Source organism: Fodinibius sp. (assembly GCF_041642155.1).
GTDB lineage: Bacteria > Bacteroidota > Rhodothermia > Balneolales > Balneolaceae > Fodinibius.
On sequence record NZ_JBEPWZ010000117.1, the window covers coordinates 1 to 8,694 of the forward strand.

Here is an 8,694-nt window from a genome sequence, read left to right on the forward strand (position 1 = left end):
TGATTTCATGATTTTGTTATTTAGTTAATGATTATTTCCTGCTTCGCCTTCACTCCCATTTAAATTTATTAGAGCAAATATTATTAATTGTAGATTGAAAAAAGTGATGATCGTTTCATTTAGCTTCGGGGTTGCGTGAATATAAATCAAGCGACTGTAAACTGCTTTTCTCTACCACAGGTAATACGAGGCAATCATTACCACAAGAAAAATTTAATTATTTTCGGTTCAACGGACGATGCGTGGGCCAGCTGCGCAATCCCGTATTGTGAATTTAAAATGTGTCCGGCCAGATATTTGACGTGATTTATTTTCGTATCCCCATGGAGGCGCCGATTCGTTTCTTCATCCGTAAAACCATCCAGCACATTTTTATACAAGCGGTGATGCAAATCAAATTGAGCCATTAATGGGGTACTCATAATTAATCCCTTCTTATGTTAATTTTGTTGACTTTCCCTCGGTCTCTGAACACAATGTAGCATCTGTTTAACTTATCTACGCGGTGTAAATACGCCATTCTTACCGGTTGAATGCGACAAGCTGCTGTTACCGGATGGCGAGCTGTATAAAGAGGATAGTTTTAGATCAATCTATCACTCCGGAACCCCAGTTTTGCCACTTTTTCTTCAATCAGGGCTGCTTCGCAATGGGGATGACATTCAATGCGCAATACCTTATCCGGATCATCCAAATCCACATCCGCCCGGTAAACACCATTCAATTCCAAAAGTTCTTTTCTTGTACGGTCTACTTTGATCCTGGTGTTTATGTTTGAACTAAAGACCAGCACTTTCAGATTCTCCGATATAATATTCTTTCCCTTCATAGATTGTTGCTTTCTCTAATAATAATTTTACTATTCCTGAACATAGCCGTAAGCACTGACAACCCTGTGTCAATGTTTCTCTTTTAAATCGAACCCAAGGTATGTGCTAACCAAAAATCAGTGCCTGTAATCCCAATAAATTGTATAAATGCGATATTCTTTTAGTGTGCTCGAAATAATTTTTACTTACTGCATACATTGTTTGATGGCACAGGTACTTGTGATGCTCCTCTTAGTTTTCATCATATTCATCCGGATACAGAATTTTGTCACTGCCGGCCGGTGCTCCAAGCCCGGTAGCACGTCCTTTGGGCTCTTCCCACTTCTCCTGCCGACCGAGTACGGTCATATCCAGAAAATAGTAGGCTCCGCCCACCTGTTCCCCTCCGCGGCCGTATGTGGAGTACGTGTGATATACGGTATCGTCCACCCGCAGGAAACAACTTATGCCCGGCTGTTCGCCTTCGGTGTGATAATGTTGTCCCAGGTGTTCCAGTGTGGCTTTGTCGCGGTAATTGTACATGACCGGTTTAACGGATTCATCTTGCGTAACATGAAAATCGTAATTAAAATCGCTGCCATACGAAGAATACCAGGGGATCTTCCACCCCATTCGCATTTTAAAAGCAGTAATTTTATCCAGCGGCGCGCGTGAAACCAAGGCCAATGTGGTAGATCGAGCATGCAAATGATTAAGATGTCCCCTCGCGATATGATCCGCCCAGGCCGAGCAGCTCGCGCAGCCTTCCTCCCAATCCGGATCAAACATAAAGTGATACACGACAAGCTGCATGCGGTCCTCAAACAAATCGCGAAGGCTCACCTTCCCATCCGGTCCTTCAAATTCATACTGTTTGTTTATTTTTACCATCGGCATCCGGCGTCGTTTAGCATTGATCCGGTCACGTGCACGGGTAAGTTCTTTTTCTTCTCTAAGCAACTCTTTTCGGGCCGCCAGCCATTCTTCTCTGGATACCGTTTCGGGCAGTGCCGTTTTTACTTTCTTCATAATCCTCTTACTTACGGGTTATTTATATTGTAATTCATTTCAAGTTCCGTTTTTTGGATCAACTGTTCTTGTGGCCAACTCTATAACCATTCGTTCTGCCGTCCATTCCTGACGGGAAACTATTTTGGGAGATGAATATTTATTATCTGACATCTTGCTTTACCTTGTACTCTGATTACTGTTTACAGTAGAACCACTGGTGAAGATCGAATTGGGTTAGTAAGGCGTTGTTCATAATCCTTTTCCTGTTGTTCTCTATCACTTGTTTTAATCTGTAATTATAATATAATTACAAGATAGCGACCCTGCACGGTGTGTTTACGCCATTTTCACAGGTTGATTGCGACATGCAGTTTTAGTAGCATTATTAACAGTTATTCGTTACCACTGGACCAGACCATAGAAACGAATAACCAATAAATTTTTAACCAAGTGCCCTGATCATGAAACATATATCCATACTCGTACCGCGCGGACACACCAGCGTGGTCAATATCGGTGGGACGCACCAGATTTTTAACCAGGTCAACGGTATATTGTCCCAACAGGACAAGAAACCTGTTTTTGACGTCCATCTGGTGGGACTTGAAAAAGAAACCCGCCAGTCAACGGGTCTTTTTGCGGTAAATGCGGACTGCCTGATCGATGACGTCGGTAAGACAGACCTGATTGTTATTCCCGCCATCCACGATGACCCGCGCAAGGGAATTGAGCAGAACAGGGATTTTATTCCCTGGGTTGTAAATCAGTACAAAGCAGGAGCTGAAGTGGCCAGCTTGTGTGTCGGGGCTTTTTTTCTGGCGGCAACAGGACTGCTGAATGGTAAGCAGTGCGCTACGCACTGGATGCATGCCGACAGCTTCCGTAAAATGTACCCGGAGGTCGATATGGTAGATGAGAAGATCATGACTGAAGAAGACGGCATTTATACCAGCGGAGGCGCCTATGCTTTTACAAATCTGCTGCTGCATATTATAGAAAAATACGCCGGCCGTGAAGCGGCCATCCTGGCTTCCAAAGCATTTTCCCTGGATATTGACCGCACGACTCAGTCGGCTTTTATTATTTTTGAGGGACAAAAAGACCACAACGACAACAAGGTGATAAAAGCCCAGAAATATATTGAAGACCACTACCAGGATGATATCAGGGTCAGTCAACTGGCGGAAGAATTAGCCATGAGCCGGCGAACGCTGGAGCGCCGATTTAAAAAGGCCACCCATAATACCGTGACCGAATACAAGCAACGCGTTAAGGTGGAAGCCGCGAAAAAAGACCTGGAAGCCACTCGCAAGAATATCAGCGAAGTGATGTATGATGTCGGCTACTCCGATACCAAATCCTTTCGCAATTTATTCAGGCGAATTACCGGCCTGACGCCCGTCGAATACCGCGACAAATACAACAAAGAGGTGGTCGCTGTTTAATATTAGGTAGTCTAATTCCCCGACCCTGTGGATCGGAAATAACAAGGAACGTTTGCGGAGCAAAATCGATTTAACTCTCGATGGCTCGGTTTCCAGGTAGTGCATTTCAACCGGCTAAAGAATTCCAAAAAATATACAGTGACATCATATGAAATTTGGCAGCACAGATCATCCCGATCAGATTGACTTTTCACTCCCGGAAGACCCTCCCGAAACTGCAAAAATTCTTTCAGATAGCGGTACCGGCACCACTAATCTCTATGTAGGGTGCGCCAAATGGAACCGCAAGGATCTGAAAAATTTCTATCCGCGGGCCGCCAAAGACGAACTGACCTATTACGGCTCGCAATTTAACTGCGTGGAGCTGAATGCCACCTTTTATAACACATTCGACCGGGATCAAATAACCTCCTGGCATGACAGGGTGCCGGATAACTTCAAGTTTTTCCCCAAAGTAAACCGGTATATCAGTCATTTGAAATGGTTGAATGGCGTAGAGGAGGCCACTGATGATTTTATTGACAGCATTGTTCATTTCAAGAAAAAGCTGGGGACTACCTTCCTGCAGCTTCGGGGCAATTTCAAGCCCAAGTTCTTTGACCGGGTGGCCGGCTTTGTGGAATACTGGCCGGAAGGCGTTCCCCTGGCGGTTGAATTTCGTCACCCTGACTGGTTTGATGAGGAGAAGGTCGCCGGAGAACTTTACCAGCTGCTGGAGGAAAACAATGTTGCAAATATTATTACCGATACGGCCGGCCGGCGCGACCTGCTGCATATGCGGCTGACAAATAACGAGGCTTTTGTCCGGTATGTGGGCGCCAATCATCCCACCGACCGGTCCCGCCTTGATGATTGGACTCAGCGTTTGCAAAAATGGAAGGAGCAGGGACTTGATAACATCCACTTTTTTGTCCATCAAAATAAAGAGAAACGGTCTCCCCAGCTGGCAGCGCATTTTATAAAGCAAATGAACGAGGCCATAGGCACGGACTTACCGGTTCCAAACGCCGGAGGGGACGAAGAGCAAAAAGAGCTGTTTTAATCACATCCCGGCCCGGTTTTGCTATTCGCCGGCCTTTCGCAAGAGCCGGGACGTTGGGACAAGAGAAAACGCAGCTTGTCCGATGAGGTCTTCCGACTACCCGTGCCGTATATACCCTTTAGTTTGTGGCCGGCAGCCCGGTTACCTTTCAACAGCGTCGCTGGAAACGACGCGCTTTTACCGGTTTGTTTGTCAGCCGGCTCATACTCCGCCCGGTCGCCCATCCTAATCATTTGAAGGGGTCGGAGAAAGGTTCCGGTTCTCCTGTTACAATTGTTATCCATACTGGATCAGCCAGTACATATACAGCAGGGCAAATACAGCCAGGAATATGATTCCGCCCCGGCTCAGCCATCTTAACCATGGCCTGGGTTGACACTCTTCCGGTACGTGATCGGCCGTAACCAACCGGTAGTTAATGTAAGCCAAAACCGGAGCCGTTAAAAAAGAAAGCGTAGCGGCAAAATCGATGAGCAGGGTAAAAGCATCGCCCGTAACGTACAGCACGCTCAGCGAAAATACCGGAACCAATACGAGTAGGATGCGATAGTAGCGCAGGGATTTTGATGGAGCAGCCGTACCCGGCAATAGCACTTCCAGAAAGCGGGACATCACCCGCGGGTAGGCATCGGCCACGGTGAGCGTAGTGCTGAACATGGTGGTAAAGGCACAAATGATAATGACCGTGTAGGCCCAGCTGCCCAGGCTTTCGGTATACAGGCTGATAAGCTGCCCGGCAAAGGCCGTCCCGCTGCTGGCAAAGGTTTCGCCGCTGCCGTACATCACCAGAGCGCCCAGCCCCACAAACCCGAGAGCCAGAAGAGCGGCGCCGATATAGCCGATGTTAAAATCCAGCAGACTCTCTTTGAGCCTGGGCCGGTATTGGGTTTGTTTCTCTCGTTCCAGCGACCAGAGCGAATGCCAGGCGGCCGCATCTATGGGGATCGGCATCCACCCCATGAGCGCAATTAAGAACGAGACTCCCGCTATATCCCAGATATCGGGATAGAAATGGGCCACCTCATGCTGTCCCCCCTGGACCAGGGCTGCGCCAAAGGCTACCACCGTGGAAACAGCCAGGACAGCCATAATTAGTTTGATCGCGCCGTCCAGCGCCGAATACTGCCCCGATAACAGCAGAACTATACAGAGGGCGAGCAGTATCAGACTCCAGATGAGCGGGGATAGCGCAAGTCCCGTAAGCTCGGCCGCCAGGCTGGCACTTACGACAGTCACGGCGGCCTGTATGACAAAGACCGTCCCCAGGGTAAAGAAGATATAGATACCGATCGCCCAGTTGCCCAGCCGTTTGTATCCTTCAATCATGCTTTCGCCGGTGGCAATGGCATAACGGGGCCCATATTCCAAAAAGGGATATTTAAAAATATTGGCCAGCACGACCGCCCAGACCATCGCAAATCCATAGGTGGCACCGGCGCGGGTGGATTGCACCAGGTGCGACACCCCGATAGCTGCGGCAGCCATCAACAATCCCGGACCCAAACTTTTTTTTATTCCCTGCCAGTTTATTGGTATTGTGCTATCTTCCTGTCGGTCCATCCGAAATAGTTTTTCCACATTAATTTTGACAATATATACTAATTTTGGACATTAAATGACAAACAGAAAGCAACTGCGGAACTCTCGGACGGTGACAACCATACAAAAGAGCTAATCGAATCATGTCTTTTAGTTTGCTGTTTAGTAACTACTATGTAGAATTAATTTTAACAACTGGAGGTTTATATGATTACGCGTGATAATATTCTCGACCTTGCCAATCAACAACCCGATCTTGGGGTATCAATCTTTTTACCCACTCATCAAAAGGGCGAAGAAGTTCAGCAGGATTCTATCCGACTGAAAAACTTGTTGAGCGAGGCTGAAGACCAGCTTAAAGAACGAGATATTTCAGATAAGCGCATTGAAAAAATGCTGGAAGAACCACGCAAGCTGCTGGACCAACCTTCTTTTTGGCGTCATAATAACAAGGGTTTGGCCCTGTTTATCAGTGAAGAACATTTTGACTACTATCGCATTCCTTATCGTTTTGACGAACAAGTAATGATCAGCGATCACTTTTTAATCACCCCGCTCATTCCCATGATCACGCTGGAAGGCACTTTTTGCACGCTTGCGCTCAGTCAAAAAAATATGCGGCTGTTAAAATGCACGCGCGATTCTACGGAGCCTATTGCACTGTCCGAGGCCCCGACCAGCCTGGAAGAATTTTTGAAGTATGATGTGAACGAACGGCATCTGCAGCATCACTCGGGACAGGGCGAAGGCCTAGCCATCTTTCACGGTCAGGGCGGTACAAAGGATACCGATACCCAGGAAATCATCAACTATCTCAAAACGGTAGAAAATGAAGTAACCTCTATTATGAAAAAACGCAACGACCCGCTGATCATAGCCGGAGTGGAGCGTGCGGTTGCGGAATATCGTAAGGTCAACCACTACAGCAGGCTTATCGATCAAGCAATCCAGGAAAATCCGGACCCACTGAGTGACAAAGAGATCGGCAAGCGCAGCTGGAAGGTAATCAAATCACACTTTCTGAAAGATATGTACGATGATATGGACCGCTTCGCGGATCTTTCAGGGTCTGAAAAACGATCTGATAATTTAAGCCAGATAATAGAGGCGGCCTACTACGGAAAGGTGGATTCGTTATTTGTCCCTATCGGCGAATACAGCTGGGGATGGTTTGACCAGGAGCGTGATGTGGTGCATCACAGCGCCACCCCCAAAAACGGCGAACACGATCTAATCAACATGGCCGCCATAAAAACACTCACTCAGAGCGGCAATGTATATGCATTGGAAAAAAACGACATGCCGAACTCGGCTTCTATCGCGGCTATTTTCCGGTATGCCTGAGGATAATAGCATATCTTTTCACCATTTTGATATTTAGCGGCAGAGGCGAGCCCCCGGGCGGTTTTGCAGCCGTCTGAGGGAGATACAATCTGCGTCATCATCTCACATCATTCATTTGAAAATCCCGGCATTTTCAGCGTGCCGGGGTTTTTTGATATGAAAAATCCCGGCCTTTTAAAGGATCGTTGTTATTTTTATTTTTTCAAACATTTTTCATAGATAATCTTTACACTATCATTCACTCGAACCCCCAATTTTACAGATAGAACCTTTATGAGATTACGGACGCTCCTTGTCACGCTATGCTGTCTGATCATTTCCGTCAGGGGACAGGCACAGAATCCGGCCGATGCAGAGGCTGCTATGGACTATTACCTGCCCCAGAATGTCACGTACGACTCCTCCGTTCCTACGCCCGAAGAGGTATTGGGCACGGTGCCGGGCCAGTGGCACGTACGCCACGACCAGCTGGTACAGTATATGCGGGTGGTTGCGGAGGCTTCCGACCGGGTGACCCTGCACGAGTTCGGCAAAACGCATGAAGATCGTACGCTCCTTTACCTGACAGTCACCTCACCTGAGAACCATAACAATATCGAGGAGATCCGCCGGGATCACCTGGCGCTCACTGATCCCGACCAGTCGGATGAGCTGAACACGGAAACCATGCCCGTCGTCCTGTATATGGGATACAGCATCCACGGGGATGAGCCGAGCGGTGCCAACGCTTCCATGCTGGTAGCCTACCACCTGGCCGCTGCGCAGGGTGCGGAAATAGAGCAACAGCTTGAGAACAGCGTAGTCTTGCTGGATCCGAGCTTAAATCCGGACGGACTCAACCGTTTTGCCAGCTGGGCCAATACCCATAAAAGCAAAAATGTGGTTTCCGACCCCAATAGCCTGGAACTCAACCAGCGCTGGCCCGGTGCGCGAACCAACCACTACTGGTTCGACCTGAACCGGGACTGGATGCTGGTACAGCATCCCGTAAGCCAGGGACGCATCGACAACTTTCACCGCTGGATGCCGAATATTCTGACCGACCATCATGAGATGGGTACCAATTCGACATTCTTCTTTCAGCCGGGCATCCAGTCCAGGACCCATCCGATAACGTCACAGGAAAACCAGGATCTGACCAAAGCCATTGCTGAATACCACGCCGACAAGCTGAACCGTGAACAACACCTCTATTATTCGCAGGAAAGCTACGATGATTTTTACTATGGCAAAGGCTCTACCTACCCGGACGTTAACGGCGGTATCGGTATCCTGTTTGAACAGGGTAGCTCCCGGGGACACGCCCAGGAGAGCATCCATGGCGTACTTAAATTCCCGTTTACGATCAAAAACCAGTTTCTGACCTCTCTTTCCACGCTCGAAGCGGCCCGGGACCTGCGTGTTGATATCCTGAACTACCAGCGTGATTTCTTTGAAGGTTCCCTGCAAGCCGGTGCCGAAGCGCCCATCGAGGCCTATGTGTTCGGCACTTCTTATGACAAGG

The 8,694-nt window shown here is 48.1% G+C and carries 8 protein-coding genes; 4 read left to right on the forward strand and 4 right to left on the reverse strand.

Features of this window, described 5'->3' with window-relative positions; genetic code table 11:
- Window positions 1–197 precede the first annotated feature (197 nt).
- The 3 genes from ACESLU_RS08315 to ACESLU_RS08325 form a co-directional block, all read right to left on the reverse strand.
- Complete coding sequence (locus ACESLU_RS08315; RefSeq protein ID WP_372637772.1) at window positions 198–422, reverse strand: hypothetical protein; 225 nt, start codon at window positions 420–422, stop codon at window positions 198–200.
- 161 nt (window positions 423–583) lie between these two features.
- Window positions 584–829, reverse strand: a complete 246-nt coding sequence (locus ACESLU_RS08320) for a hypothetical protein (protein ID WP_372637775.1) — start codon at window positions 827–829, stop codon at window positions 584–586.
- A 232-nt stretch (window positions 830–1,061) separates the two neighbouring features.
- Complete coding sequence (locus ACESLU_RS08325) at window positions 1,062–1,838, reverse strand: DUF899 domain-containing protein (protein WP_372637777.1); 777 nt, start codon at window positions 1,836–1,838, stop codon at window positions 1,062–1,064.
- 443 nt (window positions 1,839–2,281) lie between these two features.
- Between ACESLU_RS08325 and ACESLU_RS08330 the strand changes: the two genes are divergently transcribed.
- Complete coding sequence (locus ACESLU_RS08330) at window positions 2,282–3,265, forward strand: GlxA family transcriptional regulator (RefSeq protein WP_372637779.1); 984 nt, start codon at window positions 2,282–2,284, stop codon at window positions 3,263–3,265.
- A gap of 148 nt (window positions 3,266–3,413) precedes the next feature.
- A complete protein-coding gene (locus tag ACESLU_RS08335; RefSeq protein WP_372637782.1) occupies window positions 3,414–4,307 on the forward strand; it encodes a DUF72 domain-containing protein in 894 nt (297 codons plus the stop codon).
- Between the two features lie 276 nt (window positions 4,308–4,583).
- Here ACESLU_RS08335 and ACESLU_RS08340 read toward each other — a convergent pair whose 3' ends face one another.
- On the reverse strand, window positions 4,584–5,885 hold the full coding sequence (locus tag ACESLU_RS08340; protein WP_372637785.1) for an Nramp family divalent metal transporter: 1,302 nt from the start codon (window positions 5,883–5,885) through the stop codon (window positions 4,584–4,586).
- A 168-nt stretch (window positions 5,886–6,053) separates the two neighbouring features.
- Between ACESLU_RS08340 and ACESLU_RS08345 the strand changes: the two genes are divergently transcribed.
- Together ACESLU_RS08345 and ACESLU_RS08350 are read left to right on the forward strand one after the other, a co-directional pair.
- Window positions 6,054–7,190: a hypothetical protein gene (locus tag ACESLU_RS08345; protein WP_372637788.1), complete on the forward strand. Its 1,137-nt coding sequence runs from the start codon at window positions 6,054–6,056 to the stop codon at window positions 7,188–7,190.
- Window positions 7,191–7,463: 273 nt separating this feature from the next.
- Window positions 7,464–8,694 (forward strand): M14 family zinc carboxypeptidase (locus tag ACESLU_RS08350; RefSeq protein ID WP_372637791.1); only part of this gene is annotated, 1,231 nt, incomplete at its 3' end.

Excerpts from the sequence above, each read along its gene's own strand:
- ACESLU_RS08315 (WP_372637772.1), bottom strand. The coding sequence starts at position 422 with ATGAGTACCCCATTAATGGCTCAATTTGATTTGCATCACCGCTTGTAT.
- ACESLU_RS08320 (WP_372637775.1), bottom strand. The coding sequence starts at position 829 with ATGAAGGGAAAGAATATTATATCGGAGAATCTGAAAGTGCTGGTCTTT.
- ACESLU_RS08325 (WP_372637777.1), bottom strand. The coding sequence starts at position 1,838 with ATGAAGAAAGTAAAAACGGCACTGCCCGAAACGGTATCCAGAGAAGAA.
- ACESLU_RS08330 (WP_372637779.1), top strand. The coding sequence starts at position 2,282 with ATGAAACATATATCCATACTCGTACCGCGCGGACACACCAGCGTGGTC.
- ACESLU_RS08335 (WP_372637782.1), top strand. The coding sequence starts at position 3,414 with ATGAAATTTGGCAGCACAGATCATCCCGATCAGATTGACTTTTCACTC.
- ACESLU_RS08345 (WP_372637788.1), top strand. The coding sequence starts at position 6,054 with ATGATTACGCGTGATAATATTCTCGACCTTGCCAATCAACAACCCGAT.